The 803-nt window shown below is 64.9% G+C and carries 1 protein-coding gene; it reads right to left on the reverse strand.

Features of this window, described 5'->3' with window-relative positions; genetic code table 11:
- Positions 1 to 803, reverse strand: an 803-nt coding sequence (locus BN2476_RS39270; protein WP_087739584.1) for an FAD-dependent monooxygenase, incomplete at both ends; no start/stop codon positions are given.

Genomic DNA, 803 nt, shown 5'->3' on the forward strand with positions numbered 1-803 from the left:
TACTGCAGCTTGCGCGTGCGGCCCCTGCGAAGGCGCTCGTAGGCTTCCTGAGCCTCGCGCCAATTGCCAGGACCTGCACTGCCCAATTGCGCGGCCAGCACCACGGCATCCTCGATCGACTGATTGGCGCCCTGGCCGTGATGTGGCACAAGTGCATGCGCGGCATCACCGATCAGCGTCACGCGGCCCTTGCTCCAGCGGCCAAGCGGGGGACGATGGAACAGGCCCCAGCGCTGACTGATCGGCACGGCCGTGATCATCTGAACGATCGCGGGATGCCAGTCCCTGAACAGGCGCAGTTGCTCGCCCTCGCTGGCTGGCATGACCCAATCGCGTGACGGCCACGGCGATGGATGACGCTCGACCAGAAGGAAATTCTGGTCGCCTTTGTCGCCAATCGGATAATGCAGCAGATGGCCGCCAGCTCCGACCCAGAACTGGATGGTCTCGGGATCGGGCAGCATATCCATGCGCTCGGCCGGCACCACGCCGCGAAAGCCCGAGCAACCCGAATACAGGGCGTCGTCATAGCCAAGCATCCAGCGCCGCGTGATCGAGCGCGCCCCGTCGGCGCCAATCACAAGGCCGGCGTCGATCCGCTGACCGTTATCGAAGGTCAGACTCACGCGATCGGGGTGCTGCGCGAGATCGACGAGCCGATGGCTGAGCTTGATGCGCTCGAGGCCGACAGCCCTGGACAGTACCGCCTGCAGATCGGCACGATGAATGCCCCAGTATGAACCGCCGAACTGCTCGCGATAGTTGGGTGCGCCGCGATGATGGCCGATGACTGCACCGCTGCG

The organism is Paraburkholderia piptadeniae (assembly GCF_900007165.1).
GTDB classification, from domain to species: Bacteria; Pseudomonadota; Gammaproteobacteria; order Burkholderiales; family Burkholderiaceae; genus Paraburkholderia; species Paraburkholderia piptadeniae.